The sequence below is a fragment of the Tritonibacter horizontis genome, assembly GCF_001518015.1.
GTDB lineage: Bacteria > Pseudomonadota > Alphaproteobacteria > Rhodobacterales > Rhodobacteraceae > Epibacterium > Epibacterium horizontis.
In genome coordinates, this window is sequence record NZ_LPUY01000017.1 from 1 (window position 1) to 26,215 (window position 26,215).

The 26,215-nt window shown below is 63.1% G+C and carries 27 protein-coding genes; 15 read left to right on the forward strand and 12 right to left on the reverse strand.

Annotated elements, in window-relative coordinates; genetic code table 11:
- The 11 genes from lpdA to TRIHO_RS03430 all read right to left on the reverse strand — a co-directional run.
- Window positions 1-1,349, reverse strand: a 1,349-nt coding sequence (gene lpdA / locus TRIHO_RS03385; protein ID WP_068240420.1) for a dihydrolipoyl dehydrogenase, incomplete at its 3' end; no start/stop codon positions are given.
- Window positions 1,350-1,452: 103 nt separating this feature from the next.
- A complete protein-coding gene (locus tag TRIHO_RS03390) occupies window positions 1,453-1,863 on the reverse strand; it encodes an MAPEG family protein (protein WP_068240422.1) in 411 nt (136 codons plus the stop codon).
- Window positions 1,864-1,867: 4 nt separating this feature from the next.
- On the reverse strand, window positions 1,868-2,560 hold the full coding sequence (locus tag TRIHO_RS23640) for a hypothetical protein (protein WP_131811169.1): 693 nt from the start codon (window positions 2,558-2,560) through the stop codon (window positions 1,868-1,870).
- Between the two features lie 2 nt (window positions 2,561-2,562).
- Window positions 2,563-4,074, reverse strand: a complete 1,512-nt coding sequence (gene odhB, locus TRIHO_RS03395; RefSeq protein ID WP_068240424.1) for a 2-oxoglutarate dehydrogenase complex dihydrolipoyllysine-residue succinyltransferase — start codon at window positions 4,072-4,074, stop codon at window positions 2,563-2,565.
- Between the two features lie 14 nt (window positions 4,075-4,088).
- A complete protein-coding gene (locus tag TRIHO_RS03400) occupies window positions 4,089-7,040 on the reverse strand; it encodes a 2-oxoglutarate dehydrogenase E1 component (protein WP_068240426.1) in 2,952 nt (983 codons plus the stop codon).
- A 230-nt stretch (window positions 7,041-7,270) separates the two neighbouring features.
- On the reverse strand, window positions 7,271-8,158 hold the full coding sequence (gene sucD, locus TRIHO_RS03405) for a succinate--CoA ligase subunit alpha (RefSeq protein ID WP_068240428.1): 888 nt from the start codon (window positions 8,156-8,158) through the stop codon (window positions 7,271-7,273).
- Window positions 8,159-8,177: 19 nt separating this feature from the next.
- Window positions 8,178-8,519 carry a hypothetical protein gene (locus TRIHO_RS03410; protein WP_131811170.1) on the reverse strand — a complete coding sequence of 114 codons (342 nt, stop codon included), beginning with the start codon at window positions 8,517-8,519 and terminating at the stop codon, window positions 8,178-8,180.
- Window positions 8,520-8,608: 89 nt separating this feature from the next.
- Entirely contained in the window at window positions 8,609-9,802 is a 1,194-nt protein-coding gene (sucC, locus tag TRIHO_RS03415; protein WP_068240431.1) for an ADP-forming succinate--CoA ligase subunit beta, read from the reverse strand.
- Window positions 9,803-10,081: 279 nt separating this feature from the next.
- Window positions 10,082-10,324, reverse strand: coding sequence for a hypothetical protein (locus tag TRIHO_RS03420; protein WP_068240433.1), 243 nt, complete (start codon window positions 10,322-10,324; stop codon window positions 10,082-10,084).
- 291 nt (window positions 10,325-10,615) lie between these two features.
- Window positions 10,616-11,578: a malate dehydrogenase gene (gene mdh, locus TRIHO_RS03425; protein WP_068240435.1), complete on the reverse strand. Its 963-nt coding sequence runs from the start codon at window positions 11,576-11,578 to the stop codon at window positions 10,616-10,618.
- A 543-nt stretch (window positions 11,579-12,121) separates the two neighbouring features.
- Window positions 12,122-12,433 (reverse strand): hypothetical protein, encoded by a 312-nt coding sequence (locus tag TRIHO_RS03430; RefSeq protein ID WP_068240437.1) that lies wholly within the window; start codon window positions 12,431-12,433, stop codon window positions 12,122-12,124.
- A 343-nt stretch (window positions 12,434-12,776) separates the two neighbouring features.
- Here TRIHO_RS03430 and TRIHO_RS03435 point away from each other — a divergent pair, with 343 nt between their 5' ends.
- From TRIHO_RS03435 to TRIHO_RS03505, 15 genes are all read left to right on the forward strand, one after another.
- The gene (locus TRIHO_RS03435; protein ID WP_068240438.1) at window positions 12,777-13,631 is read left to right on the forward strand and encodes an HpcH/HpaI aldolase/citrate lyase family protein; all 855 of its coding nucleotides are present in this window, start codon (window positions 12,777-12,779) and stop codon (window positions 13,629-13,631) included.
- Between the two features lie 39 nt (window positions 13,632-13,670).
- Window positions 13,671-14,219 (forward strand): NnrU family protein, encoded by a 549-nt coding sequence (locus TRIHO_RS03440; RefSeq protein ID WP_068240440.1) that lies wholly within the window; start codon window positions 13,671-13,673, stop codon window positions 14,217-14,219.
- A gap of 3 nt (window positions 14,220-14,222) precedes the next feature.
- Window positions 14,223-14,426, forward strand: a complete 204-nt coding sequence (locus tag TRIHO_RS03445; RefSeq protein WP_068240441.1) for a DUF1737 domain-containing protein — start codon at window positions 14,223-14,225, stop codon at window positions 14,424-14,426.
- A 2-nt stretch (window positions 14,427-14,428) separates the two neighbouring features.
- Window positions 14,429-15,460: a MaoC family dehydratase gene (locus tag TRIHO_RS03450; RefSeq protein WP_068240443.1), complete on the forward strand. Its 1,032-nt coding sequence runs from the start codon at window positions 14,429-14,431 to the stop codon at window positions 15,458-15,460.
- A 64-nt stretch (window positions 15,461-15,524) separates the two neighbouring features.
- Window positions 15,525-16,103: a histidine phosphatase family protein gene (locus TRIHO_RS03455; RefSeq protein WP_068240445.1), complete on the forward strand. Its 579-nt coding sequence runs from the start codon at window positions 15,525-15,527 to the stop codon at window positions 16,101-16,103.
- A 175-nt stretch (window positions 16,104-16,278) separates the two neighbouring features.
- The gene (locus tag TRIHO_RS03460; protein WP_106406148.1) at window positions 16,279-16,950 is read left to right on the forward strand and encodes a DUF1194 domain-containing protein; all 672 of its coding nucleotides are present in this window, start codon (window positions 16,279-16,281) and stop codon (window positions 16,948-16,950) included.
- A gap of 163 nt (window positions 16,951-17,113) precedes the next feature.
- Window positions 17,114-17,503 carry a succinate dehydrogenase, cytochrome b556 subunit gene (sdhC, locus tag TRIHO_RS03465; protein WP_068240446.1) on the forward strand — a complete coding sequence of 130 codons (390 nt, stop codon included), beginning with the start codon at window positions 17,114-17,116 and terminating at the stop codon, window positions 17,501-17,503.
- A gap of 11 nt (window positions 17,504-17,514) precedes the next feature.
- The gene (gene sdhD, locus TRIHO_RS03470; RefSeq protein ID WP_068240448.1) at window positions 17,515-17,886 is read left to right on the forward strand and encodes a succinate dehydrogenase, hydrophobic membrane anchor protein; all 372 of its coding nucleotides are present in this window, start codon (window positions 17,515-17,517) and stop codon (window positions 17,884-17,886) included.
- 23 nt (window positions 17,887-17,909) lie between these two features.
- On the forward strand, window positions 17,910-19,718 hold the full coding sequence (gene sdhA, locus TRIHO_RS03475; RefSeq protein ID WP_068240450.1) for a succinate dehydrogenase flavoprotein subunit: 1,809 nt from the start codon (window positions 17,910-17,912) through the stop codon (window positions 19,716-19,718).
- A complete protein-coding gene (locus tag TRIHO_RS03480) occupies window positions 19,718-20,536 on the forward strand; it encodes a sulfotransferase (RefSeq protein WP_232367704.1) in 819 nt (272 codons plus the stop codon). The genes sdhA and TRIHO_RS03480 overlap by 1 nt, the downstream gene beginning before the upstream one ends.
- Window positions 20,533-21,468: a hypothetical protein gene (locus TRIHO_RS03485; RefSeq protein ID WP_232367705.1), complete on the forward strand. Its 936-nt coding sequence runs from the start codon at window positions 20,533-20,535 to the stop codon at window positions 21,466-21,468. The genes TRIHO_RS03480 and TRIHO_RS03485 overlap by 4 nt, the downstream gene beginning before the upstream one ends.
- A 116-nt stretch (window positions 21,469-21,584) precedes the next feature.
- On the forward strand, window positions 21,585-22,364 hold the full coding sequence (locus TRIHO_RS03490; protein WP_068240452.1) for a succinate dehydrogenase iron-sulfur subunit: 780 nt from the start codon (window positions 21,585-21,587) through the stop codon (window positions 22,362-22,364).
- 374 nt (window positions 22,365-22,738) lie between these two features.
- Window positions 22,739-22,936, forward strand: a complete 198-nt coding sequence (locus TRIHO_RS03495) for a hypothetical protein (protein WP_068240566.1) — start codon at window positions 22,739-22,741, stop codon at window positions 22,934-22,936.
- A gap of 274 nt (window positions 22,937-23,210) precedes the next feature.
- On the forward strand, window positions 23,211-24,383 hold the full coding sequence (locus TRIHO_RS03500) for a type III PLP-dependent enzyme (protein ID WP_232367706.1): 1,173 nt from the start codon (window positions 23,211-23,213) through the stop codon (window positions 24,381-24,383).
- A 97-nt stretch (window positions 24,384-24,480) separates the two neighbouring features.
- Window positions 24,481-25,338 carry an urea carboxylase-associated family protein gene (locus tag TRIHO_RS03505; RefSeq protein WP_068240456.1) on the forward strand — a complete coding sequence of 286 codons (858 nt, stop codon included), beginning with the start codon at window positions 24,481-24,483 and terminating at the stop codon, window positions 25,336-25,338.
- Between the two features lie 161 nt (window positions 25,339-25,499).
- Here TRIHO_RS03505 and deoD read toward each other — a convergent pair whose 3' ends face one another.
- On the reverse strand, window positions 25,500-26,204 hold the full coding sequence (deoD, locus tag TRIHO_RS03510) for a purine-nucleoside phosphorylase (RefSeq protein ID WP_068240568.1): 705 nt from the start codon (window positions 26,202-26,204) through the stop codon (window positions 25,500-25,502).
- Between the last annotated feature and the right edge of the window lie 11 nt (window positions 26,205-26,215).

Here is a 26,215-nt window from a genome sequence, read left to right on the forward strand (position 1 = left end):
GCCTCGGAATAGGTCGGATGCGCGTGGCAGGTCAGGGCGATGTCCTCGGCGGAGGCGCCGAATTCCATCGCCACGCAGATCTCGTGGATCAGATCGCCGGCGCCGGGGCCGATGATGGCTGCGCCCAGCACCCGGTCGGTCTCGGCATCGGTGATCAGCTTGACGAAACCACCCTCGGCCTGATGCACCGCCTTGGCGCGGGCGTTGCCCATGAAGTTGAACTTGCCGACCTTGACCTTGCGGCCCTCGGCCTTCAGCGCGTCTTCGGTCTGGCCGACGGTGGCCACCTCGGGCGTGGTGTAGACGACGCCAGGAATGACGCCGTAGTTCACGTGGCCATGTTTGCCCGCGATCACCTCGGCGACGGCCATGCCTTCGTCTTCGGCCTTATGGGCCAGCATCGGCCCCTCGATGACGTCGCCGATGGCGTAGATGCCCTGGACGTTGGTGGCCCAGTGGCCGTCGGTGGCGATCTGGCCGCGTTCGGTCATCTTGACCCCCAGCGCATCAAGGCCGAGGCCCTCCGCATAGGGTTTGCGCCCGGTGGCAACCAGCACCACATCGGCGTCGAGGGTTTCTTCGTCGCCGCCCTTCTTGAGCTGGTATTTGACCTTGCCCTTGGTTTTGGTGGTCTCGACGCCCTGGACGGCGGCCCCCATGATAAAGGTGAGGCCCTGCTTTTCCAGGATCCGCTTGAAGCCACGCTGGACGTCCTTGTCCATGCCGGGGCAGACTGCGTCCATATATTCGACCACGGTGACCTCGGTGCCGAGGCGGGCATAGACCGAGCCAAGCTCAAGCCCGATAACGCCGGCGCCGATCACCACCATTTTCTTGGGCACCTTCGGCAGCGCCAGTGCGCCGGTGCTGTCCACCACGATGCCGCTGTCGTTGTCGACCTCAACACCCGGCAGGGCGGAGGGCACGGAGCCGGAGGCGATGACGATATTCTTGGCCTCATGGGTGTCGTCGCCGACCTTGACCTTGCCCGCCTCGGGGATCGAGGCCCAGCCCTTGAGCCAGTCGATCTTGTTCTTCTTCATGAGGAATTCAACGCCGCCGGTGTTCTGGCCGATGACCTCATCCTTGTAGGATTTCATCTGGTTCCAGTCGACCGAAGGAGATTTCCCCTTGAGGCCCATGGCGCCAAAATTGTGTTCTGCTTCGTGCAGCATATGGGTCGCGTGCAACAGCGCCTTGGAGGGGATGCAGCCGACGTTGAGACAGGTGCCGCCAAGGGTCTCGCGGCCTTCGACGATGGCGGTCTTGAGGCCCAGCTGGGCGCAGCGGATGGCGCTGACATAGCCGCCGGGGCCTGCGCCGATGATGATGACGTCATAGGATGCCATGGGTCATGTGCTCCTTAATGTTGGGTTGGTGGAGAGGCTGACAGAGGGGCGCTGCCCCCGGCCCTGCGGGCCTCCCCCGAGGTATTTGAGAAAAGATGAAGGGTCATAGCAGTGCCGCGATCAGCATCAGGGCGGTGGCGAGGTAGCCGACGGCCCAGATGAAGCTGCGCCAGGGCACCCAGCCAAAGGCGTAGGCGGGGATATAGGCCAGCCGCGCGGCGAGGTAGGCATAGGCGCAGGCGGTGGTAAAGGGCGCGCTGCTGTCGGTCAGGGTGACAGTGACGCAGGCGACGGTGAAGAGGATGAGACCTTCGAAGTGGTTGTTCATCGCCCGGTAGAGCCGCGCGGTGCGTCTGGAGACCTGATCCTGCAGATCGCCGCCTAGCCGGTCGCGGTCGCGCGGGCTGAGGGTCTTGCCCTGGCCGAGTTCCAGGTTGGCCGGCACCGCCATCAGGGCGATCTGGAAAACCTGCAGGAGCGCGGCGAGGGTGAGGGCGGTGAGTTCAGGGGTCATTTTTTCAGTCAACACTTGGCGGTGGGAGGCGCTTTTGAGGAGGTGGCGGAAGCTTTGGCACTGCGGGCTCGCTAGGAAGGGCTAATATTTGCAGCTTTTCCTGGTGAGCTTCTTCTTGCAAGCCGATGAGTTGCGCTATGGTTGCAATTGCGTGCGGCGCATCCGCAAGGAACGAAGTCGTCCCGACGAGCGCCGCTGCACATAAAGAGATTGCTTTAAGTGTATTGTTGTAGTCGAGTTTTTCCGCTTCGACTTCTGAACGTAGTCTTTTCAGAAGAGAAAAGACTTTCTCTTTGCGATGATCGGCTAACTCAGACTGGCGAACGATGTCGGTTAAGCGATCTACTTCAGAAATAAGCCGACCTCGCACCGCAGATGAAACTGGAAGCACATCGGCCTGCCCAGACTTACGAGGCTGAAATGATAGTTGCGCTGCCAACGCCGCCGCTTTCGCTCGGAACTCATCGAACTCGTCTAGAGCGTTGCCTACGGAAATAGCAGAGAGCGTTTCCGGCCGGATGGCTTGGGCCGTTACGCTCAGGACGTGGGAATATTCCAGCATTGCCCAAACTGGCAGCCCGCTTTCGTAGTCTTGAGAGTCTAATAGGCGCCTTTCCAATAGATCACGTAATTGCAGCCAACGAGCAATTGGCTCATTGGGTAGATCCTCATAGTCGTTGGCTGCAATTAATGCCAAGCTTACAGATCCATCAGCAACCGGCGGGGATCTTCCAGCGCTTCTTTGACGCGCACGAGGAAGGTCACAGCGCCTTTGCCGTCGACGATCCGGTGGTCATAGGACAGCGCCAGATACATCATCGGGCGGATTTCCACCTTGCCGTTGATCGCCATCGGACGGTCCTGGATCTTGTGCATGCCCAGGATACCGGACTGCGGCGGGTTCAGGATCGGTGAGGACATCAGCGAGCCATAGACACCCCCGTTGGAGATGGTGAAGGTGCCGCCTTGCATTTCCGCCATCGACAGCTTGCCGTCACGGGCGCGCGCGCCTTTCTCGGCAATTGCTTTTTCGATGTCGGCAAAGGACATCGCATCGGCGTCGCGGATGACCGGAACCACCAGGCCCGTGGGCGTGCCCGCGGCGATGCCCATGTGGACGAAGTTCTTGTAGACGATGTCGGTGCCGTCGATTTCGGCGTTGACCTCGGGGACCTCGCGCAGCGCGTGGCAGCATGCCTTGGTGAAGAAGGACATGAAGCCCAGTTTGACGCCATGCTTCTTCAGGAACAGGTCCTTGTACTCGTTGCGCAGGGCCATCACCTCGGTCATGTCGACCTCGTTGTAGGTGGTCAGCATTGCGGCGGTGTTCTGGCTGTCCTTCAGACGCCGGGCGATGGTCTGACGCAGACGGGTCATCTTCACCCGTTCCTCGCGGGCAGCGTCATCTGCGGCCACGGGCGCGCGTGGCGCGGCGGGGGCCGAGGCGGCGGCAGGTGCTGATTTCGCAGCCGCGATTGCGCTTGCGACGTCTTCTTTCATGATGCGCCCGTCGCGGCCTGTGCCTTTGACGTTGGCGGCGTCCAGCCCGGCTTCGGCCATCGCCTTTTCCGCCGATGGCGCATTGGCGACGTCCTTGGACGCGGCGGCCGGAGCCGCAGCTGCGGCTGGCGCTGTGGCCGGGGCCGCCGCTGCCGACGCCTCACCGCCAGAGATCACGCCGAGTTTGGCGCTGGCATCCACGGTTGCGCCCTCTGGGGCGGTGATCTCGGCCAGAACGCCGGCGGCGGGGCTTGGCACTTCGACCGAAACCTTGTCGGTTTCCAGCTCACAGAGCATTTCGTCCTGCGCGACCGTGTCGCCGACCTTCTTGAACCAGGTGGAAACGGTCGCCTCGGTGACGCTTTCGCCCAGGGTGGGCACCATCACATCGACAGAGGCGGCGGCGCTGTCGCCCTTGGCGGGGGCGTCTTCTGCGCTGGTCTTCGGCTCGGGCGTCTCGGGGCCTGCTTCGCCGGCTTCGGCGATATTGGCCAGCAGCGCATCGACGCCGACGGTGTCGCCTTCGTTCGCGACAATCTCGGCCAGGGTGCCAGAGGCCGGGGCGGGGACCTCGACGGTCACCTTGTCGGTTTCCAGCTCACAGAGCATCTCGTCCTGGGCCACGGGATCGCCGGCCTTCTTGAACCAGGTGGCAACCGTTGCTTCGGTGACAGATTCGCCCAGGGTGGGCACGCGCACTTCGGTGGTCATGATCTCAATCTTCCTCAGATGCTCAGCGCTTCGTCGACGAGCGCCGCTTGTTGGGCTTTATGTTCACTGGCCAGACCCGTCGCGGGCGAGGCCGATGTGGCGCGACCGACATAGGTCGGACGGGTGTGCTTGGCTTTGATCCGGGTCAGGACCCATTCGATATTGGGTTCGATAAAGGTCCAGGGGCCCTGGTTCTTGGGTTCTTCCTGGCACCAGACCATGTCGGCATCCTTGAACCGCTCAAGCTCCTTCACCAGGCTGATCGCCGGGAAGGGGTAATATTGCTCGATCCGCATGATGTAGACATCGTCGATGCCGCGGGCGTCGCGTTCTTCCAGCAGGTCGTAGTAGACCTTGCCCGAACACAGCACGACGCGCTTGATCTTCTTGTCGGCGACCAGTTTGGTGTCCGACGCGCCGGTTTCCGCATCATCCCACAGCACCCGGTGAAAGGACGACCCGGTGGTGAACTCATGCGCCTTGGAGACCGCCAGCTTGTGACGCAGCAGCGATTTCGGCGTCATCAGCACCAGAGGTTTGCGGAAGGTGCGGTGGATCTGGCGACGCAGGATGTGGAAATAGTTCGCCGGCGTGGTGCAGTTGGCGACGATCCAGTTGTCCTGGCCGCACATCTGCAGGAACCTCTCCAGACGGGCGGAGGAGTGCTCCGGCCCCTGGCCCTCAAACCCATGCGGCAGCAGGCAGACAAGGCCCGACATCCGCAGCCATTTGCTCTCGCCCGAGGAAATGAACTGGTCGAACATGATCTGCGCGCCATTGGCAAAGTCGCCAAACTGCGCTTCCCACAGGGTCAGCGCGTTGGGTTCCGCCAGCGAGTAGCCATATTCAAACCCGAGAACCGCATATTCCGACAGGGCGGAATCGATGACTTCGTATTGCGCCTGTCCCTTGCGGATGTTGTTGAGCGGATAGTAGCGCTCTTCGGTTTCCTGGTTCACGATGCCGGAGTGGCGCTGCGAGAAGGTGCCCCGCGTGCTGTCCTGCCCGGACAGGCGAACCGGATAGCCCTCGGTCAGCAGGGAGCCAAAGGCCAGCGCCTCGCCGGTGGCCCAGTCAAACCCTTCGCCGGTCTCAAACATCTTTTTGCGCGCATCCAGGAAACGCCCGATGGTCTTGTGCACCGGATAGCCCTCGGGCAGCGTTGTCAGGCCGCGCCCGACGCTGTCCATGGTTTTGGGCTTGATGGCGGTTTCGCCGCGCTGATAGTCCTCTTTTTGCTTATCGAGGTGCGACCAGCGCCCGTCCAGCCAGTCGGCCTTGTTGGGCTTAAAGCTTTTGCCCGCTTCGAATTCCTCGTTGAGCCGGGCCTGGAAGGCCGCCTTCATGTCCTCGATCTCGCCCTCGGGGATCAGCCCGTCCTTGACCAGACGTTCGGTATAGAGCGACAGCGTCGTCTTGTGGCCCTTGATCTTCTTGTACATCAACGGGTTGGTGAACATCGGCTCGTCGCCTTCGTTGTGACCAAACCGGCGGTAGCAGAAGATGTCCAGCACCACATCCTTGTGGAATTTCTGGCGGAATTCGGTGGCCACCTTGGCGGCATGCACCACCGCCTCCGGGTCGTCGCCGTTGACGTGGAAAATCGGTGCCTCGACCACCAGCGCGTTGTCGGTGGGATAGGGCGAAGAGCGCGAGAAATGCGGCGCCGTGGTAAAGCCGATCTGGTTGTTCACGACGATATGCATGGTGCCCCCGGCCCGGTGGCCGCGCAGACCTGACAGCGCGAAACATTCCGCTACCACGCCCTGGCCGGCAAAGGCCGCGTCGCCATGCAGCAGGATCGGCAGAACCGTGGTCCGGTCGGAATCGTTCATCTGGTCCTGCTTGGCGCGGACCTTGCCGAGCACAACCGGGTTCACCGCCTCCAGGTGAGAGGGGTTGGCGGTCAGGCTGAGGTGCACCTTGTTGCCGTCAAACTCCCGGTCCGACGACGCCCCGAGGTGGTATTTCACATCGCCGGACCCATCGACGTCCTCGGGTTTGAAGCTGCCGCCCTGGAATTCGTTGAAGATCGCCTTGTAGGGCTTTTGCATCACATTCGCCAGGACCGACAGACGGCCCCGGTGGGGCATGCCGATGACGATATCCTTGATGCCGAGGTTGCCGCCCCGCTTGATGATCTGCTCCATCGCAGGGATCAGGCTTTCGCCGCCGTCCAGGCCAAACCGCTTGGTGCCCATGTATTTGACATGCAGGAACTTTTCAAAGCCCTCGGCCTCGACCATCTTGTTCAGGATCGCCTTGCGCCCCTCGCGGGTAAAGCGGATTTCCTTGTCGTAGCCTTCGATCCGTTCCTTCAGCCAGGCGGATTGCTCGGGGTCGGAAATATGCATGTATTGCAGCGCGAAAGTGCCGCAATAGGTGCGTTTGACAATGTCCACGATCTGGCGCATCGACGCCACCTGCAGCCCCAGAACGTTGTCGATGAAGATCGGGCGATCCATGTCGCTGTCGTTGAAGCCATAGCTCTTTGGGTCCAGCTCCGGGTGCGACGCGGCAGAGCGCATGCCCAGCGGGTCCAGATCCGCCGCCAGGTGGCCGCGAATACGGTAGGCGCGGATCAGCATGATCGCACGGATCGAGTCCAGAACCGCGCGCTGGATCTGGTCGTTGGAAACCGCAACGCCCTTCTCAGCGGCCTTTTCCTTGATCTTCTTGCCGGCCGCCTTGGTTTCCACCGGGGCGGGCCATTCGCCCGTCAACGCACAGGTCAGATCATCCTCGGGGGCGGGCGGCCAGTCGGCGCGCGCCCAGGACGGCCCGGCGGCCTCGTTCTTCACATCCTGATCGGCATCGCCCATGGCGCGGAAAAATTCCGCCCAGGCGGCATCGACCGCATTGGGATCATTGGCATACTGGGCGTAAAGCTGCTCCAGGTATTCCGCGTTATGCCCCTGCATGAAGGAGGACGCATGAAAAGTGTCGTTGGGGCTTTGGTCGGTCATGGGGGGGTGCCTCTTGTGCGTTTGGACCGTAAGCAATCAGCCCCGTCGCCTAGGACTGAAAGCCCGAAAAGGGCGAAATGTTTCGTTTCAATACAGTGGCGGATCCTGCGGCGAAGGCGGCCATTCGGCCGCATCGGCAACAGCATCCATAGGGTGTCCGGGGGCGGGCGCAAAACGCCCACCCCGCAAGGTTCTGACCGACCCGAGCGTTGTCTTGGGTCGCTGTGGCATCAGCCCTTCGCGATGGCGGCCTGAACCGCTTCGCCGAGGGTGGCCGGGCTGTCGGCAACGACGATGCCTGCGGCTTTCATCGCTTCGATCTTGTCCTCGGCACCGCCTTTGCCACCGGCGACAATCGCGCCCGCGTGACCCATGCGGCGGCCCGGAGGCGCCGTGCGGCCGGCGATGAAACCAGCGATTGGCTTCCAGCGGCCTTTTTTCTTCTGCTCGGCGATGAATTCCGCCGCTTCTTCCTCGGCAGAGCCGCCGATCTCGCCGATCATGATGATCGACTGGGTTTCCGGATCGTCGAGGAACATGTCCAGCACGTCGATATGCTCGGTGCCCTTGATCGGGTCGCCGCCGATCCCGACAGCGGTGGACTGGCCAAGACCGATGTCGGAGGTCTGCTTCACCGCCTCATAGGTCAGGGTGCCGGACCGGGACACAACACCGACCGAGCCACGCTTGTGGATGTGGCCGGGCATGATGCCGATCTTGCAGGCATCGGGGGTGATCACGCCGGGGCAGTTGGGGCCGATCAGGCGCGATTTGGAGCCTTCCAGCGCCCGCTTGACCTTCATCATGTCCAGCACCGGAATGCCTTCGGTGATGCAGACGATCAGTTCCATCTCGGCGTCGATCGCCTCCAGGATGGAATCGGCGGCAAAGGGCGGCGGCACGTAGATGACCGACGCATTGGCTTCGGTCACATGCTTGGCTTCATGCACGGAGTTGAAGACCGGCAGGTCCAGGTGGGTTTGCCCACCCTTGCCGGGGGTCACGCCGCCAACCATCTTGGTGCCATAGGCGATGGCCTGTTCTGAGTGGAAGGTGCCCTGCGAGCCGGTGAGGCCCTGACAGATGACTTTGGTGTTTTCGTCGATGAGGACTGCCATTTTATTGGTTCCTTCTGTGCTATCTGGATCGTACGACGGCTACGTCGAATGTATTCGAATTCAGACGAGCACTTTTGATTTCGGGGTTCCCCGGCTTGGCGCCGGGTTTGATCATCTCTGCTGTCGATTCCGCAAATTCCGCGCCAGGCAATTCGTCGCGCCCCTTACGGGCCACGAAGCGCGCACTGCAGACCTTGGAATTGATGCGCAGATGGATCGCGAATTTGGGGTGCTCGTGAAGGCCAGTCGCTTGGTCGAGTACGAAGCTGTTGGCTTCGGCCGTTGCGATTGCAGCCTTCACGTTAGGGTAGGCGTTTTGGCAAATACTTCCGTAGAGTTGCCCCGCCATCTTCAGGGTCACCTTCTGCCCTCCCGGAGCATCCGCATGCGCGGGAAGAGCAGCGCCCAAGGCGACAGCAACACATGAAAGTTTAAGCCAACGCATCCCGCTTAGCCCTTGACCGCTTTCACGATCTTCTGGGCACCGTCGGACAGGTCATCCGCCGCGATCACGTTCAGGCCGGAATTCGCGATGATCTCCTTGCCCTTCTCGACGTTGGTGCCCTCAAGGCGCACAACCAGCGGAACCTTCAGGCCGACTTCCTTCACCGCGGCGATCACGCCCTCGGCGATGACGTCGCAGCGCATGATGCCGCCGAAGATGTTCACCAGGATGCCTTTGACGTTGGGGTCAGAGGTGATGATCTTGAAGGCCTCGGTCACTTTCTCCTTGGTGGCGCCGCCACCCACGTCGAGGAAGTTTGCAGGCTCCGCGCCGTAGAGTTTGATGATGTCCATGGTGGCCATCGCCAGACCCGCACCGTTCACCATACAGCCGATCTCACCATCAAGCGTGATGTAGTTCAGGTCGTATTTGGAGGCTTCCAGTTCCTTGGGGTCCTCTTCCGAGGTGTCGCGCAGTTCGGCGATATCGGCGTGGCGGTAGATCGCGTTGCCGTCAAACCCGACCTTGGCGTCCAGCACCTTGAGGTTGCCGTCGTCCGCGACGATCAGCGGGTTGATCTCCAGCATCTCCATGTCCTTCTCGGTGAAGGCTTGGTAAAGCTGACCCATCAGTTTGACGCATTGTTTGATCTGCGCGCCCTCGAGGCCGAGCGAGAACGCAACGCGGCGGCCGTGGTAGGGCTGATAGCCGGTGGCCGGATCAACAGAGAAGGACAGGATCTTCTCCGGGGTCTCTGCTGCGACCTCTTCGATGTCCATGCCGCCCTCGGTGGAGCAGACAAACGACACGCGCGAAGTGACGCGATCGACCAGCAGCGCCAGGTACAGCTCTGTCTGGATGCCGGACCCGGCTTCGATATAGATCCGGTTGACCTGTTTGCCCGCCGGGCCGGTCTGATGCGTGACCAGGGTGCGGCCGAGCATCTTCTTGGCTTCCTGGGCGGCCTCTTCGACCGATTTGGTCAGGCGCACACCACCTTTTTCACCGGCATCGGCTTCGGTAAAGGACCCTTTGCCGCGGCCCCCTGCGTGGATTTGGGCCTTTACAACCCAGAGCGGGCCGTCAAGCTCCCCTGCGGCGGTTTTGGCCTCGTCTGCTTTCAGCACAACCCGCCCGTCGGAAACCGGCGCACCATAGCTGCGAAGGAGGGCCTTGGCCTGATATTCGTGGATGTTCATGAGAAACTGTCCCGTCTGGCTACATTTGTCCCTTTCTAATACGCCTTGATCAAACAGGAGGTTAAAGGGTTTTCTGCCGCGTGAGCGCTAAATGATGGAGTTTTTGTGCATTTGTGATCACGGGTTTGTGGCGTGTGATCACATATTGAAAACGACTAAAATGCTGCGATTCGCGCTGTCCGTTGTCAGCGAATTCCCGTTTGGCAAGCATTGGGTTTACAGCACATGAGGCGGAGTGCGGGCGCCCCGATGGGCCTGCTGGGGCGCCCGTCGGCGGCGTTATTCGGCCGGTGGTTTGACCTCGGTTTCCGGTTTGTGCGGCCGTTTGCCGAGCGGCATCAGGCGCCGCAGGCCATACCAGGAAATGCGCACGCGGACCTCTTTCTGGGTCGACCGTCGGGCCTGCGCGCGCGTCACATTGATGGCACCGCCGCCCATCAATACGATCAGTACTGCGACAGCCGTTCCCACCATGATCAGGGTCTTTGCCCACAGGGGGGCAGACGACAAAATGTCGGTCATAGGATCCTCCTACCGGATTGAAGATGAACAGGAATTTTGGCTGCGGTAGACCCGCGCTTCGTAGCAAGAGGATGCAATACCGTCCGCTGTCCTCTCTAGAAAGGCGCTGTTGGCCCCCTTCGCATCACAAAGGTTATGTGATTCCACGCCGCCTTTTGTGACGAATGTGAAACAGTTTTATGACATGGATTTGCGCCCTGTTTGCGCTGGGGGGCCAGATCTGGCGAGGCGGACACAAAAAAGGCGCTCCAACAGGAGCGCCTTTCGAGATCACAGAATGTCAGCTTGGGCTTACGCCAGCGAGCTGTCGATGCCTTTGCAGGCTTCGACCAGGCCCTGAACCGCTTTGACCGACGCGTCGAACATGGTCTGTTCTTCGGCGTTCAGCTTGATGTCGACCACACGCTCCACGCCGCCGGCGCCGATCACGGTTGGCACACCGACATACATGCCGTTCAGGCCGAGGGCCCCGTCCACATAGGCCGCGCAGGGCAGGACGCGTTTCTGGTCTTTCAGGAAGGCTTCGGCCATCTCGATCGCCGAGGTCGCCGGGGCGTAGAAGGCAGAACCGGTTTTCAGCAGGCCAACGATCTCGGCGCCGCCATCACGGGTGCGCTGCACGATCGCGTCGAGCTTGTCCTGGGTGGTCCAGCCCATCTCGACCAGATCGGGCAGCGGGATGCCGGCCACGGTGGAATACCGCACCGATGGCACCATGGTGTCGCCATGGCCGCCCAGCACGAATGCGGTGACGTCCTTCATGGAGACCTTGAATTCCTCGGCCAGGAAGTGGCGGAAGCGTGCGGAGTCCAGAACCCCTGCCATGCCGCAGACTTTTTCATGCGGCAGGCCGGAGAATTCGCGCAGCGCCCAGACCATCGCGTCGAGCGGGTTGGTGATGCAGATGACAAAGGCGTCGGGGGCGTTGTCGCGGATGCCTTCGCCGACGGATTTCATCACCTTGAGGTTGATGCCCAGCAGGTCATCGCGGCTCATGCCGGGTTTGCGCGGCACGCCGGCGGTGACGATGCAGACATCTGCGCCTGCGATATCGGCATAATCCTGGGTGCCTTTGAGGCTTGCGTCAAAGCCTTCTGACGGACCGGATTCGGCAATGTCCAGCGCCTTGCCTTCAGGGGTGCCTTCGGCAATGTCGAACAAAACGACGTCGCCAAGTTCCTTGAGGGCTACAAGATGCGCGAGGGTGCCACCGATCTGACCTGCGCCGATAAGGGCGATTTTGGGTCGTGCCATGGGATAATCTCTCCGGTCCGGTTGATTTCTGAACCGATGCCTAAGACGTTCGGCCCCGGCGCGCAAGTGTTCTGCAATGCAGCACATCCCGGGCCGCAGCCTATGTGGTTTGAAAAAGCGTATGAATTCAGCGGCTTTGAGGGTCGGCCTGACCGGCGAGGCGAGGGGCCCGCGCCCGTCGGGTGCGGGGCGGGCCCTGTCAAGTGGGGCAACGAATCATTTTCATGGGCCCTTGAATATGACCGGAAGCAGACGGGACCAGACCGGAAGCAGACGGGCCCCAGACCGGAAGCGGTCGGGCCCCAGACCGCACCCAGAGCCGAGCCTGACCGGGGATCGACCAGAGCTTGGCTCCGGGCGGTCCCTATTCTGGACCTGCGAGGCTTGGACCAGCGCATGTTGGACCAGCGCGTGTTGGGCAGGCGGGTCCGGGGCAGGCAAGTCCGGGATCAACCAAATCTGAGCCTGCCAAACCTGAGCCTGCCAGACCTGGATTTGCCAGAAGTGAACCTGCGTGGCCAGCGGTGTTCCGGCCCGCGGTGGTCAGGCGTCGGTGTCCAGTGTCGGCAGCGCCTCGGCGAGAATCTCATAGGATTGCCCGGACGCCACCAGGCAGGTCATGCCATTGGGGGTGGTCACCGTGATGGTCCAGGAGCCGGACTCGCCCGAGGCGAAGGTCTCCATCACCATGCCCTGCTGGCCCATGCCGATGCTTTGGCGGCTTTCGCCGTATTTCTCGGCCAGCCGTTTGACAACAAGGTCACGGGGCGCGCAGTTCTGACCCTGCGCGGCGGCGGATTGTGCGGAAACTGCCAGAGCAAGGCCCGCTAACAGTGAAAAAAGCGTCTTCTTCATTGGTTTTACCCCTTTCGGAACGGCTCCCTCAGCGGGGCCCGAAAGAGCGCCCCGGGTTCCGAGGGGGGACCGGTTTTCTGGTGACGTAATCATGACTGCGGGCCTAAGGCCCACCGGGCGCCAGGAGGGAACAAGTCCAACGGAGGAGAGCGCCAGTACAGATAAGATTGGCACAGAGGTCCAAATAAGTGGTTAACATAGCGTTCATATTTAATTTCAAGAGCTTAGGCTCATATTTTTTGGGGAATACACGCTTCTTTCTGCATTGCGGCGCGATTTCTCTTGAAAATATTTGGTCCAGATTGTAGCGATCTGGGTAACTTTATGACCTGGAGGATGCCTCATGGACCCGCGCTCCCGTCCCTACCGTTCGGTTCTTTATATTCCCGGCTCCAAGCCGCGGGCGCTCGACAAGGCCCGCAGCCTGCCGGTTGATGCGATCATTTTCGACCTCGAAGACGCCGTCGCGGCCGAGGAAAAGGACAGCGCCCGCGCCACCCTGGCCGATGCGCTGCAGCAGGGCGGCTATGGCGCGCGGGTGCGGATCGTGCGCATCAACGGGCTCGACACGGCCTGGGGGCGCCAGGATGCCGAGGCTGCCGCGAAAATGGACTGTGACGCCATCCTCGCGCCGAAGGTGTCTTCGCCTGCTGATCTGGAGGCGCTGGCAGAGATCACCGCCGACCGGCCGCTCTGGGCGATGATGGAGACGCCGCGCGCGATGCTGAATGCCGCCGCCATCGCGGCGCATCCGGCGCTGCAGGGCATGGTGATGGGCACCAATGACCTGGCCAAGGACATGCAGACCCGGTTTCGAGCCGACCGCCTGCCGTTGCTCAGCGGCCTCGGTCTGTGTCTGCTCGCGGCCAAGGCCGAGGGCAAGGTGATCGTCGACGGGGTCTATAATGCCTTCAAGGACGACGCCGGGCTGGAGGTGGAATGCCGTCAGGGGCGCGACATGGGGTTCGATGGCAAGACGCTGATCCACCCGGCGCAGGTGGATATCGCCAATGCCGCCTTTGCCCCCTCCGAAGATGAAATCGACCTGGCCCGCCGTCAGATCGCCGCCTTTGAGGCCGCAGAGGCAGCAGGGCAGGGGGTGGCCGTGGTCGATGGCAGGATCGTCGAGAACCTGCATGTGGTGACCGCGCGCGAAATCCTCGCAAAAGCGGATGCAATCGCCGGGATCTCGGGCTAGTCCTTAACGCAGGCACCCGTCTCGCGTTGGAGTTTAGACATGGCACTTTTGATTCTCGGCATCGTTCTGTGGTGGGCCGCCCACCTGTTCAAACGCCTCGCCCCGGCGCAGCGCGCCGCCCTCGGCCACAAGGGCAAGGGGCTGATGGCGCTGGTTCTGCTGGGCGCGGTGGCGCTGATGATCGTCGGCTTTCGCGGCGCGGAGTTCATCCACGTCTGGGCGCCGCCACCGACCTTTGTGCATGTCAACAATGCGCTGATGGTGCTGGCGCTGTTCTTCACCAGCCCCGGCCCGCGCAAGGGCACGCTGTTTTACAAGATGCGCCACCCGCAGCTCTTTGGCTTCTCGCTCTGGGCGGTGGCGCATCTGCTGGTCAATGGCGATCTGGCCGCGATGCTGCTGTTTGGCTCGATGCTGGCCTGGGCCGGGGCCGAGGTCGTCCTGATCAACCGGGCCGAACCGAACTGGACACCGGGGCCGCGCGGCAGCGTCGCCAAGGGGCTGATGTTCCTCGTCATTTCCATCCTGCTGGTCGGTGTGATCGGCTATATCCACGGGCTGATCGGGCCCTCACCATTTCCGGGGTAAGACATGAAACTCTATCGATTCCTGAGCGAGGATGACACCTCTGCCTTTTGCCACAAGGTGACAGAGGCGCTGAACAAGGGCTGGGAGCTTTACGGCAGCCCCACCCAGACCTTTGACCCGGTCAAGGGCATCATGCGCTGCGGCCAGTCGGTGGTGAAGGAGGTCGACGGCACCTATACCCCCGACACCAAGCTCGGGGCGCACTGATCATGACCAAGACCAACCGGGGGCGGTTTTTCGAGGATTATCGCATCGGCGAGGTGATCCACCACGCGGTGCCGCGCACTGTGTCGGGCGGCGAACGGGCGCTCTATCATGCGCTCTACCCCGCGCGCCATGCGCTGCATTCCTCGGATGAATTTGCCCGCTCGGCGGGGCTGGCCCAGGCGCCGCTTGACGATTGGGCGGCGTTTCACCTGGTTTTTGGCAAGACGGTGCCGGATGTCTCGCTCAATGCGGTGGCCAATCTCGGCTATGCCGAGGGGCGCTGGCATCTGCCGGTCTATCCCGGCGATACCCTGCGCGCCACCAGCGAGGTGATCGGGCTCAAGCAGAACTCCAACGGCAAGACGGGGGTTGTCTGGGTGCGCACCCGCGGGCTCAACCAGCGCGACGCCTGTGTGCTGGACTACGTGCGCTGGGTGATGGTGCGCAAGGGCAACCCCGACGCCGATGCACCGGAGACCCGGGTGCCGGACCTCAAGCCGGTTTTGGCAGCGGAGGATCTGGCGCTGCCTGCGGGGCTTGATTTCACGGGGTATGATTTCACCCTCGCGGGCGAACCGCATCGCTGGGGCGATTACGCCATCGGCGAGCAGATCGACCACGTTGATGGCGCGACCGTCGAAGAGGCCGAGCATATGCTCGCCACCCGTCTCTGGCAGAACACCGCCAAGGTGCATTTCGACACCTCCGCGCGCCCCGATGGTCGCCGCCTGATCTATGGCGGGCATGTGATCTCGATGGCGCGGGCGCTGTCCTTCAACGGTCTGGCCAACGCACAGATGGTGGTCGGGTTGAACGGCGGTGCCCATGCCAACCCCTGTCTGGCGGGCACCACCCTCCGCGCCTGGTCCGAGGTGCTGGACAAGGCCGAAACCGCCGCGCCGGGTGTGGGCGCGATCCGCCTGCGGCTGGTGGCAACCTCCGGCGGCGCACCGTTCCAGCTGAAGGGGGCGGATGGCAAATACCTGCCCGAGGTGCTGCTGGATCTCGACTACTGGGCGCTGATGCCGCGCTGAGCCTGCGCACCCTGCGGGTGTGGCAGGATCCGCACCGCTTCGCTCTGTTTCAGGAGATTTCATCATGGCCCGTGCGATTTACCTGACCCACCCGGAGGTGGTTATCGACCCTGATGTGGCGGTGCCCGACTGGGGTCTGAACGCCGCAGGCGCTGCGCGGGTGGCGGCCCTGGTGGCACGCGGCGTGGCGCGCACGCTCTATGTGGTCTCCAGTGCCGAACGCAAGGCGCTGGAAACGGCCTGGCCCCTCAGCGCTGCCACCGGCCATGCGCTGGAGGTGCGTCCGATGATGCATGAAAACGACCGCTCCGCGACCGGGTTTCTCAAGGGGCCGGCGTTTGAGGACATGGCGAACGCCTTCTTTGCGGCGCCCGACACGTCGGTCAAAGGGTGGGAGCCGGCCCGTGCGGCGCAGGCGCGCATCCTGGCAGAGGTCAAACGGGTGCTGGCGGCCCAGCCTGATCGGGATGTGCTGTTTTGCGGTCATGGCGGGGTCGGAACGCTGCTCTATTGCGCATTGGCAGGCGAAGAGATTTCGCGCCGTTGGGATCAGCGCGGGGGCGGCCATTGGTTTGCCTTTGACACCACGCATCTGCGTCCCGCCGGACATTGGGCGCCGATGGAAACCCTCGCCCTGGCCTGATCTCTCTCCGGCACGTGTGGTCGCGCGCCGCGCTGACAAATGCGCGAGGCTGCAGGTGCGGCGTGGGTTTGACCTTGCCCGGACACGGAGCGCGCCGCACTGTTGTGATATGCGCCAGATGCCCCGCCTTCCGCCCGCCCTCGTGCGGATCCTGTGTGCTGGCCTGCTGGCCGCGATGCTGCCGGCAGGCCATGCGCGGGGCTGCGATCTGGCGCTGGTGCTGGCGGTCGATGTCTCCGGCTCGGTCGATCCACAGGAATACCGGCTGCAGATGGACGGTCTTGCCGCCGCCCTCTCGGACCCGCTGATCAGCGAGGCATTGGTGCAGGCCGAGGCGCAGCTGGCCCTGGTCCAGTGGAGCGGCAAATCGCGACAGGCCCTGTCGCTGCCCTGGACCGGGATCACCGATTTCGCGGCCCTTGCCGCCTTTGCCCAGCGGGTGGGGGCGGCAGAGCGGCACTGGCGCAACTACTCCACCTCGATCGGCGAGGTGCTGCGCTTTGTGCTGCCGCTGTTTGACCAGGTCCCGGCCTGCCGTCGCCGGGTCATCGACCTGTCCGGTGATGGCCCCTCGAACGAAGGCGCGGCGCCGGAGGCGGTGAAATCCGCGCTCGCCACCGCCGGCGTGACGGTCAATGCCATCGCCATCGAGGCCAGCGAAGACGGTCTTGCCGCCTATTTCTTTGACCATGTGATCCACGGTCCCGGCGCCTTTGTGGTCTCTGCCCGAAGCTTTGCCGACTATCCCGACCAGATCCACAAGAAGCTGCTGCGCGAGGTCGTTAAACAGACAGCAACCCATATGTCCGAGCCTGAGGCGAAGAGTCCGGTCGTTGATTCTGACTGATCTGCTAGGGATTTCATTTGTGATCACACCATTCCGGGATGTGATCACATAGGCCAAAAATTAGATCAAACGTCAGCGATAACAGGCAATTTTTACCACTCGTTTGCGTGACAGCGCCTTAAAATAGGGTAGAACACGCTCAGCAACCGGAAAAGGAGCCAACATGGCCGATGTCAATCGGGGAAACCGCCCGCTTTCGCCCTTTATGATTGGGCCGTACTACCGGCCTCAGCTTACCTCCATCTCCTCCATCATGGTCCGGATTACCGGCATCGCTGCACTGGGTGCGGCGCTTCTGGTGGTGTGGTGGTTGCTGGCGGCGGCCACCTCTGCAAATTCTTTCGCCCTGATCGACGGGCTGCTGCGCAGCATTCTGGGCGATCTGGTCCTGCTGGCCGCGACCTGGGCGATCTTCTACCACATGCTGGGCCGTCTGCGTCACGTGATCTGGGATTTCGGCTATTGCCTTGAGGTCGCCGTATCCGAGACCATGGCCAAGGGCATGTTCATCGGGGCCACCGTCCTGACCGTCCTCGCGGCGATCTTGGTATAAGGAGCAGGGACATGAGATTTCTGACCGACCGTAAACGCGCCGAAGGTCTGGGCGCAGGGGGCACCGGCACCCATCACCACTGGCAGATGATGGTCACCTCCATCCTGCTGGTTGTTCTTGTTCCCGCCTTCGTGATCACCTTTGGCCTCGGGCTGGGCGGCACCTACGAAGAGGTGCTGGCCTATTACAGCCGCCCGCTTCCCGCGATCATCACCGGGCTGACGCTGGTGGTGGTGGTGATCCACCTGATGCGCGAAACCCAGGTCGCGGTCGAGGACTATGTGCACGGGATCGCAGGCAAGCTGACGCTGATCGCGGTGCAGGCCTTTTCCTACACTCTGATTGCTGCGGGCCTGTTTGCGCTCGTCAAGCTCGCCCTCTGACCCGCCGCTAAGGAATTCAAACGATGACAGCAGCATATGAATATGAAACCCACGACTATGACGTGGTGGTTGTCGGTGCCGGCGGCGCGGGTCTGCGCGCCACTCTCGGCATGGCGGAACAGGGTCTGCGCACCGCCTGCGTGACCAAGGTGTTTCCAACCCGGTCGCATACCGTGGCCGCCCAGGGCGGCATTGCCGCCTCGCTGGGCAACATGGGGCCGGACAGCTGGCAGTGGCATATGTATGACACCGTCAAGGGCTCCGACTGGCTGGGCGATACGGATGCGATGGAATACCTCGCCCGCGAAGCGCCCAAGGCGGTTTACGAGCTGGAGCATTACGGCGTGCCGTTCAGCCGCACCGAAGAGGGCAAGATCTACCAGCGTCCCTTTGGCGGTCACACCACCGAATTTGGCGAAGGCCCGCCGGTGCAGCGCACCTGTGCCGCCGCCGACCGGACTGGCCACGCGATCCTGCACACGCTCTATGGTCAGAGCCTGAAGAACAACGCCGAATTCTACGTTGAGTACTTCGCCATCGACCTGATCATGTCCGACGACGGGCAATGTCAGGGCGTGGTCTGCTGGAAGCTGGATGACGGCACCATGCATGTCTTCAACGCCAAGATGGTGGTGTTGGCGACAGGCGGCTATGGCCGGGCCTATTTCTCCGCGACCTCGGCCCATACCTGCACCGGCGACGGTGGCGGCATGGTGGCACGCGCAGGCCTGCCGCTGCAGGACATGGAATTCGTGCAGTTCCACCCGACCGGCATCTACGGCTCCGGCTGTCTGATCACCGAGGGTGCGCGCGGCGAGGGCGGGTATCTGACCAACTCCGAAGGCGAGCGGTTCATGGAGCGCTATGCGCCCAACTACAAGGACCTCGCGCCGCGGGACTATGTCAGCCGTTCGATGACGATGGAGATCCGCGAAGGGCGCGGTGTGGGCGAACATGGCGACCACATCCACCTGAACCTCTCCCACCTGCCGTCCGAGGCGCTGGCCGAACGTCTGCCGGGGATTTCCGAATCCGCGAAGATTTTCGCGGGCGTGGATGTCACCAAGGAGCCGATCCCGGTGCTGCCCACCGTGCACTATAACATGGGCGGTATCCCCACCAACTATTGGGGCGAGGTGCTGAACCCGACCGCCGAGAACCCGACCGGCATCGTTCCGGGCCTGATGGCCGTGGGCGAGGCGGGCTGTGCCTCGGTGCATGGTGCCAACCGTCTGGGGTCGAATTCGCTGATCGACCTCGTGGTCTTTGGCCGGGCCGCCGCGATCCGCGCGGGCAAGGTGGTCGACCCCGAAGCCGCCAATCCGGTGCTCAACCAGGCCTCTGTCGACAAGGCGTTTGACCGCTTCGACGGGCTGCGCAACGCCAAGGGTGGCACGCCGACGGCGGAGCTGCGTCTGGAAATGCAGCGCACCATGCAGGCGGATGCGGCGGTGTTCCGCACCGACAAGACCCTGAAGGAAGGCGTCGGGAAAATGGAGGCGATTGCCGCCAAGCTCGACGATCTGCACGTCACCGATACCTCGCTGGTGTGGAATTCCGACCTGATGGAGACGCTGGAGCTGACCAACCTGATGCCGAACGCATTGGCGACCATCGTCGGGGCCGAGGCGCGCAAGGAAAGCCGGGGCGCCCATGCCCACGAGGACTACGCGACGCGGGATGACGAAAACTGGCGGGTGCACACCGTGGCGCGGGTGGAGGGCAACAAGACCAGCCTGAGCTTCCGTCCGGTGATCACCGAGCCGCTGTCGACCGAGGCAGAGGGCGGTATTTCGCTGGCCAAGATCGCACCCAAGGCCCGCACCTTCTGATGAGCTCTGCGCCGCCCCGGATCCTGTGCATCGGCACGCATCACAAGACGGGTACCGTCTGGATGCGGCGTGTCTGGCGCCTGATCGGGGCGGCGCTCGATATTCCGTTTGTGCCGGTGCACAATCCGGCCAAATGGACCAAGATCCCGCCCACGGGCCGGGTGATCGTGGTCAATTGGGCGGCCGCCTTTGCGCCGGAGCTGTTTGACCAGCCCGACGCGCGCTTTGTGCATATCATCCGCGACCCGCGCGATGTCCTGCTGTCGGGCGCGCGCTATCACGAGACCAGCCCCGGCCGTCAGGAGCGGTTCCTGCACGGCGCCCGCGACGACCTCGCCGGCAAGAGCTATCAGGAGCACCTGCAGGCGCTGGACAGTGCCGAGGCAAAGCTGGCCTTCGAGATGCAGAACATGCATCAGAAAACCCTGACCGAAATGCTGGCCTGGCCCTATGGTCATCCCCGTGCGCTGGACCTGCGGTACGAGGATCTGATCGCCGATACGGACTGCAACCAATTCGTCGCGGCGCTGCAGTTCTTCGGTTTCGATCAGGCCGAGATCGCGACCGCCCGCCAGATCTATCACGACAATTCGCTGTTTGGCGGTTTGCGCACCGACAGCGGCACCGGGCGCACGGCGACCCATGTGAATTCCGGCGCCGCGCGACAATGGCCCGAGGCCCTGCCGGCGGCGACCGCGGCGCTCTATCTGGAGCGGCACGGCGCGGATCTGATCACGCTTGGCTATGAGACGGACAAGAAATGGCTGAGCCGGGTGGCGCCGGTCCCTTTGGCCCTGGCGGCAGGGGGGATGGCATGACCTCTGTCGCAATGCTGCCATCTGAGGCCGATGCGCCCCACCACGCCGAGACGGTCGCGCAGACCGATGCCGCGGGTCCAGATGCAGGCGCGCAATGGCGCGACCTTGGCCTGATCCCGGCGCGCGTGTTGCGTCTGGTGGGGATGCGCCGGTCGGGCAATCACGCGATCTGCAACTGGCTGCAACGCAACGCGCCGCAGGGGCGGGCGCTGTTTCTCAACAATTGCCGGCCCGGTGCCAATCCGCTGCGCAGCCACAACGGAATCGAAGTGTCGGGCCAGCCGCAGGGCAGCAGCGATCTGCAGGCGGCGGCACGTCTGGCCGGCGATGGCGCGCTGGTGCTGGTCTCTTACGAGGATACGCTGCATGGCCGCTACAACGCGGCGCGGCCGATGTCGCCACCCCATGGCGATGCCGCCTTTGATTGCGATCTGCTGATCTATCGCAGTTTTTGGAACTGGAGCGCCTCGCTGCTGAAGAAACTGCAGGCCAATCCGGACTATCGTTCTGGCGACCGGATGGCCGTGGCCGCGCGCGCCCTGGCGACCTATGGCGATCTGCTGGCCGAGGTGCAGGCCGCAGCGGAAACCGGTCGTGTGGCGATCTGCTATGACCGCTGGTGCCGGGACGAGCTGTATCGTGCCCGGCTGCTGGCGGATCTGGGCCTGCCGATGACGGACAATGCGCTGGGCCCGGTTCAGGCCTATGGCGGCGGGTCGAGTTTCCAGAAAGACGCGGACCGGGCCGAGGATCTGGCCTCGCAGGACCGCTGGCGGCAGATGCTGGGCGACAGCGAATATCAGGCGCTGTTGCGGCTGGCCGCGCTGGATCCTGTGCTGCGGGCCCGGATCGGCGCGCAGTTCCCCGAAGATGCCGCACGGCTGGCCCGCATCGCCGCCTTGCCCGGTTTTGACGCGGAGGATCTGACGTGATCCGCCGCCCCCGTTTCACGCGCGCCTGTCGCGCCCCGAATGATGTCCGGAGGTTTCCGGGCCCAGCCCTCTTCCCGCGCCGACTGGCGTCGGGCAGCTAAGCAAGGAGACAGATCATGGTCGAATTCGCACTTCCGAAGAACTCCCGGATTACCACGGGTAAGACCTGGCCCAAGCCTGAAGGCGCGACCAATGTCCGCAAATTCCAGATCTATCGCTGGAACCCGGACGATGGCAAAAACCCGCAGGTGGATACGTATTTCCTCGATATGGACAAATGCGGTCCGATGGTGCTGGACGCGCTGATCAAGATCAAGACAGAGGTCGACCCGACCCTGACCTTCCGCCGGTCCTGTCGCGAGGGGATCTGCGGCTCTTGTGCGATGAACATCGGCGGCATCAACACGCTGGCCTGTATCTACGGGCTGGACGAGGTCAAGGGCGACGTGAAGATCTATCCGCTGCCGCATATGCCGGTGGTCAAGGACCTGATCCCCGACCTGACGCATTTCTATGCGCAGCATGCGTCGATCATGCCCTGGCTGGAGACCAAGACCAACCGCCCCGCCAAGGAATGGAAACAGTCCATCGAGGACCGCAAGAAGCTGGACGGGCTTTATGAATGCGTGATGTGCGCGTCCTGCTCCACCGCCTGCCCGAGCTACTGGTGGAACGGCGACCGCTACCTCGGCCCCGCCGCCTTGTTGCATGCCTATCGCTGGATCATCGACAGCCGGGACGAGGCCACGGGTGAGCGTCTGGACGAGCTGGAAGATCCGTTCAAGCTCTACCGCTGCCACACCATCATGAACTGCGCCAAGACCTGCCCGAAGGGTCTGAACCCAGCCAAGGCGATTTCGCATATCAAACAGATGATGGTCGAACGGACCGTTTGATCCGCCCGCCACATGCGTTTTGGAGACCCCGCACCGGATGGTTGCGGGGTTTTCTGTTTGCGGTCTTTGCCGGTCGGCGCCTGATCTGGGCAGGGGGCGTCTGCGCGGGCAGGAATAACAATAGGCGGCCGCCCATCGGGCGGAGGGTCGGAAGGGGTGGAAAGCCCCCTGTCCGGGTCAAGATCTCGGTTCGGACCCTGCCTGCACCCAATGAGGGGGTGGTCTCGGGCGGGCCGTATCTCCTGGTTGTCATGTCGCGACGCCGCCAGTCTGCCAGACGCTGGTGAAATCTCCGCCAATGGCGCGTACGCCGGGGGCGCAACAGCTGGCAGCGCCCCCTTGCGGTGGGGCAAGGCACTGGCTAGATGCGGAGCATGCCGGTCCTATTGATCCTTTTGCTGCTGGGCACGCTGGCCTATCTGTACTGGCGTCGCAAGACGACGACGCTGACGCGCGCCTGCCGGTGGCGCCAGGATCGCCCTGCGGGCGGCTGGCGCTGTGCTTTTTGCGGCGCAGTCGAGACGGGGCAGGCGCAGCCCAAGCGGTGCAAGCGCGCAGGGCAGGGCGGCTAGGTTCTGAATTTTTCATTTAGAATCAATGCTATGTTCACCGTCACGCCGCCTGGAAATCCAACCGGCGGCCAGCCCGCCAGCCATGCAGAAAAGAAATATCTCCCCTGCGAAAAAAGAGGCTTGATCGACTCGGGGTTTTGCCTGATATGCCGCGATAAGACGCCAACGCACGCGCCTCTGTCGAAAGGGTTAAGGTCCCTAGGGTTACGTAGCGACGGTAACGTCTCTGATGGAACTGAGCGGTCATATATGGCCGAGTCTTTTGGAGATGACGATGAACGCCAACGTAACCGGGCCCTCGGCCCGCCAAGACGTGACTTTTGTCCCGCGCCACCTGCAATACATTGCACACACCCGTTTTGACCGGCCGACGCTTGTCATCGACAGCGAAGCCGTTGCCCGCCAGTACATGGGTCTGGCCCGCGGCCTGGGTCGTGCGCGCATCCACTATGCCGTGAAGGCCAACCCGGCCCCGGAAATCCTGCGCCGTCTGGTTGCGCTGGGCTCCAATTTCGATGCCGCCAGCCGGGTCGAGATCGAAATGTGCCGCGCCGCCGGCGCCAGCGCCGATCGCATCACCTTTGGCAACACGATCAAGAAAACCACCGATATTGCCTATGCTCATGCCATTGGCATCACCCATTTCGCCGCCGATGCGGTGGAAGAGCTGGAAAAGCTGGCCGAGCACGCGCCGGGCGCCCATGTCTGCATCCGCATTCTGGTTGACGCCTCCAGCGCCGACTGGCCGCTGAGCCGCAAATTCGGCTGCACCCCGGACATGGCGCTGTCGCTGATGGACCGGTGTGTCGCGCTGGGGCTGATCCCGCATGGCCTGTCCTTCCACGTCGGCTCGCAAACCCGCGAACCGCAGATGTGGGCGCCGATCCTCGATCAGGTGGCGGATGTCTGGACCCGGGCCCGTGCCGCCGGTCATGACCTCAAGCTGCTGAACATCGGCGGCGGGTTCCCGGCCGGTTATCGCAATGCCGTCATGGCGCCCGAAGCCTATGCGGCCGAGGTCATGGCGCAGGTCGATGCCCGTTTCGCCGATGTGGATCACATCATGGCAGAGCCGGGTCGCGGTCTGGTGGCGGAATCCGGGGCCATTGCCGCCGAGGTGATGCTGGTGTCGCGCAAGGACGACAACGATCTGCACCGCTGGGTGTATCTGGACATCGGGAAATTCTCCGGTCTGGCCGAAACCATGGACGAGGCGATCCGCTACCGGATCACCACCGACCGCGATCTTGAGCCGATGGGCACCTGCGTTCTGGCCGGTCCCTCCTGCGACAGCGCCGATGTGCTGTATGAAAAGCAACCGGTGCAACTGCCGTTGGGCCTGAAATCCGGTGACCGCGTGGTGATCCACTCCTGTGGCGCCTACACGACCACCTATGCCTCTATCGGGTTCAATGGCTTCCCGCCGCTGGATGTTGTGGTGCTCTGACAGGATCGATCTGATCGGTTTGCCAAAGGCGCTCGGGACTTGTGCCCGGGCGCTTTTGCGCGTTTGACTGGCGGCCTATGCCACAGCGGAGCGCGCCATGACCGAGAAGACCCCTGCCATCCCAGACGACGCCGACGCCCGCCGCGCGGTGGCTCCGGTGATCTGCTATCCGACCGAAACCCTGCCGCGCCCGGATCTGGATCTGTACCAGCGCGCGCGCGCCGGGGCGGAAAAGATCGCCGAGGTGATCGTGCCCGCGCGCGAGGCGGCCACGTTCGAGGTGGCGGCGGGGCAGGTGTTTCGCATCACCTCGATTGAGGGGCCGCAGGTCGGTGACCTCAACCTGTGGAACGCTGCGGATCTGGACGAGCGGTTTTTTTCGGGCAAGACGCGGGCGCTGCATGGCACCCATGTCAGCACCGGCGCGCGGCTGTGGAGCAGCCTGCCGCATCTGCGCCCGATGGCGACGATCATCGCCGATACGCTGGGCTGGTACGGCATCGACGGGTTCGGCGGCTCGGTGCATGACGTGATCGGCACGCGCTGTGATCCCTATACCGGCAACCTGCTGTCGGGCGCGCCCTATCATCACTGCTGTCATTCCAACCTGACCCGCGCGCTGGCGGATCATCTGGACCTGCCCCTGAGCGCGGCGGAGCGCCATGTGCATGATGTGCTGAACGTGTTCATGTGCACCGGGTTTACCCGCGACACGGGCCAATACTTTATGAAGGCCAGCCCGGTGCGGCCCGGTGACTATCTGGAGTTCTTTGCCGAGATCGACCTGCTGGGGGCGCTCAGCGCCTGTCCGGGGGGCGATTGTTCGACGGTGCATTCCAGCGATGCGGCGGCCTGCTACCCGATGCGGGTCGAGGTTTTTGCGCCGCAACCGGGGGCGCTGGGGGATTGGACGCCGCCGCCGCGCAACGGCTATGACGGCAGCCACGGGCGCTGAAAGGGCCGCACCACTCGGATCATCGACAAGGACACGGGCCGCCCCAGAGGAGCGGCCCGTTTTGTGTGTTATGGTTCCCGGATCACAGTTCGGGTCTGACGCGGCGGGGTCTGGGCGCGGCTGGTTGGTGAGCGTGCCGCGCCGATCAATCCCGCCCCTGGTCAGGCGAAGGCGGCGGCGAGGGCGATTTCCACCATCTCGCCAAAGCTGCGTTCGCGATCCTCGGAGGGCAGAGCCTCGCCGGTCTGCAAGTGGTCAGAGACGGTCAGAACCGCCAGCGCGCGCCGGTTGAAGCGGGCGGCGACGGTATAAAGCTCTGCCGCCTCCATCTCGACCCCCAGAACGCCGTGTCGGACCATCTGTTCGTTCAGGTCCGGGCGTTCGTCGTAGAAGGTGTCGGAGGAATAGATGCCACCGACATGCGGTGTGATCCCCTGCGCCTCTGCGGCGGCAACGGCGTTGCGCAGCAGGGTCCAGTCGGCGGTGGGGGCAAAGTTCACATCCCGAAAGATGGTGCTGGAGGGCGTGGTGACGCTGGTCGCAGTCATTGCAATGATGACGTCACGCACCTTTACACTGGGCTGCATGCCACCACAGGAGCCGATACGGATCAGGGTCTGGGCATCGAAATCCCGGATCAATTCGTTGGCGTAGATCGACAAGGACGGCATCCCCATGCCGCTGCCCTGGATCGAGACCCGGTGCCCGTTCCACGTTCCGGTAAAACCAAGCATTCCGCGCACCTCATTTACAAGACGCACATCGCTTAGAAAAGTTTCGGCGGCCCATTTCGCACGATAAGGGTCGCCGGGCATCAGGACGGTTTCAGCGAAATCGCCTTTTTTTGCTCCGATATGAACTGTCACCAATGCGCTCC

Bases quoted from the DNA above. Each gene is read 5' to 3' on its own strand.
- TRIHO_RS03390 (WP_068240422.1), bottom strand. From the start codon at position 1,863: ATGACCCCTGAACTCACCGCCCTCACCCTCGCCGCGCTCCTGCAGGTT.
- odhB (WP_068240424.1), bottom strand. From the start codon at position 4,074: ATGACCACCGAAGTGCGCGTGCCCACCCTGGGCGAATCTGTCACCGAA.
- TRIHO_RS03400 (WP_068240426.1), bottom strand. From the start codon at position 7,040: ATGACCGACCAAAGCCCCAACGACACTTTTCATGCGTCCTCCTTCATG.
- sucD (WP_068240428.1), bottom strand. From the start codon at position 8,158: ATGGCAGTCCTCATCGACGAAAACACCAAAGTCATCTGTCAGGGCCTC.
- sucC (WP_068240431.1), bottom strand. From the start codon at position 9,802: ATGAACATCCACGAATATCAGGCCAAGGCCCTCCTTCGCAGCTATGGT.
- TRIHO_RS03420 (WP_068240433.1), bottom strand. From the start codon at position 10,324: ATGACCGACATTTTGTCGTCTGCCCCCCTGTGGGCAAAGACCCTGATC.
- mdh (WP_068240435.1), bottom strand. From the start codon at position 11,578: ATGGCACGACCCAAAATCGCCCTTATCGGCGCAGGTCAGATCGGTGGC.
- TRIHO_RS03430 (WP_068240437.1), bottom strand. From the start codon at position 12,433: ATGAAGAAGACGCTTTTTTCACTGTTAGCGGGCCTTGCTCTGGCAGTT.
- TRIHO_RS03435 (WP_068240438.1), top strand. From the start codon at position 12,777: ATGGACCCGCGCTCCCGTCCCTACCGTTCGGTTCTTTATATTCCCGGC.
- TRIHO_RS03440 (WP_068240440.1), top strand. From the start codon at position 13,671: ATGGCACTTTTGATTCTCGGCATCGTTCTGTGGTGGGCCGCCCACCTG.
- TRIHO_RS03445 (WP_068240441.1), top strand. From the start codon at position 14,223: ATGAAACTCTATCGATTCCTGAGCGAGGATGACACCTCTGCCTTTTGC.
- TRIHO_RS03450 (WP_068240443.1), top strand. From the start codon at position 14,429: ATGACCAAGACCAACCGGGGGCGGTTTTTCGAGGATTATCGCATCGGC.
- TRIHO_RS03455 (WP_068240445.1), top strand. From the start codon at position 15,525: ATGGCCCGTGCGATTTACCTGACCCACCCGGAGGTGGTTATCGACCCT.
- TRIHO_RS03460 (WP_106406148.1), top strand. From the start codon at position 16,279: ATGCTGCCGGCAGGCCATGCGCGGGGCTGCGATCTGGCGCTGGTGCTG.
- sdhC (WP_068240446.1), top strand. From the start codon at position 17,114: ATGGCCGATGTCAATCGGGGAAACCGCCCGCTTTCGCCCTTTATGATT.
- sdhD (WP_068240448.1), top strand. From the start codon at position 17,515: ATGAGATTTCTGACCGACCGTAAACGCGCCGAAGGTCTGGGCGCAGGG.
- sdhA (WP_068240450.1), top strand. From the start codon at position 17,910: ATGACAGCAGCATATGAATATGAAACCCACGACTATGACGTGGTGGTT.
- TRIHO_RS03480 (WP_232367704.1), top strand. From the start codon at position 19,718: ATGAGCTCTGCGCCGCCCCGGATCCTGTGCATCGGCACGCATCACAAG.
- TRIHO_RS03485 (WP_232367705.1), top strand. From the start codon at position 20,533: ATGACCTCTGTCGCAATGCTGCCATCTGAGGCCGATGCGCCCCACCAC.
- TRIHO_RS03490 (WP_068240452.1), top strand. From the start codon at position 21,585: ATGGTCGAATTCGCACTTCCGAAGAACTCCCGGATTACCACGGGTAAG.
- TRIHO_RS03495 (WP_068240566.1), top strand. From the start codon at position 22,739: ATGCCGGTCCTATTGATCCTTTTGCTGCTGGGCACGCTGGCCTATCTG.
- TRIHO_RS03500 (WP_232367706.1), top strand. From the start codon at position 23,211: ATGAACGCCAACGTAACCGGGCCCTCGGCCCGCCAAGACGTGACTTTT.
- TRIHO_RS03505 (WP_068240456.1), top strand. From the start codon at position 24,481: ATGACCGAGAAGACCCCTGCCATCCCAGACGACGCCGACGCCCGCCGC.